Source organism: Vibrio sp. 970 (assembly GCF_033339075.1).
In genome coordinates, this window is record NZ_JAWOTW010000478.1 from 1 (window position 1) to 626 (window position 626).

1 protein-coding gene is annotated in these 626 nt (G+C 49.4%); it reads right to left on the reverse strand.

Translation table 11 applies throughout. From position 1 onward, the window contains the following. The coding region (locus R7Q11_RS27415; protein ID WP_225467138.1) for a DEAD/DEAH box helicase at positions 1 to 626 on the reverse strand (626 nt) is incomplete at both ends.

Here is a 626-nt window from a genome sequence, read left to right on the forward strand (position 1 = left end):
TTTGATTTCACGATTTTTGAAAGCTTGAATGATCGCATCGCGCTCTGGCGTTGGAGTGTCACCAATGACGATGGCGGTTTCGCCTTCTGGCAGCAGGCCGTGAATTTCTTGAGCATGTCGAACTGTTGCAGCAAAGATCATCACGCCTTTACGCTCTCTCGCGTATTGAATGATTTGTTCCACAATCTGAGGAGTGGCGCGTTTGGCTTTGTCGATAACCATGTCCATTTCCGCTTCTTTGTAGCGTCCGGTATTAGCGGGTTTCAGCTGCGAGAAGTCGTAAGACAAAACGGGCGCATCCATCATGCGTGCGGGGGTGAGGAAGTTTTCGTCGAGCAAGTAACGGATCGGCAGCTCGAAAATGCAGTCGCGGAAAAAGCGCGACTCTTCAGTGCGTACTTGACCTCGGGTGTGGTATTGATAAATCCATCCCATTCCTAAACGATACGGTGTTGCCGTTAAGCCCAAAACTTTGATGCCAGGGTTGAGCTCTCGAAGGTGCGTAATCACTTTTTGATAGCTGCTGTTTTTATCGTCTGGCACACGGTGACATTCATCGATAACCAGAAGGGAGAACTGGGTTTTGAATGAGTGCAAATTGCGCACTACCGATTGCACCGAGGCAA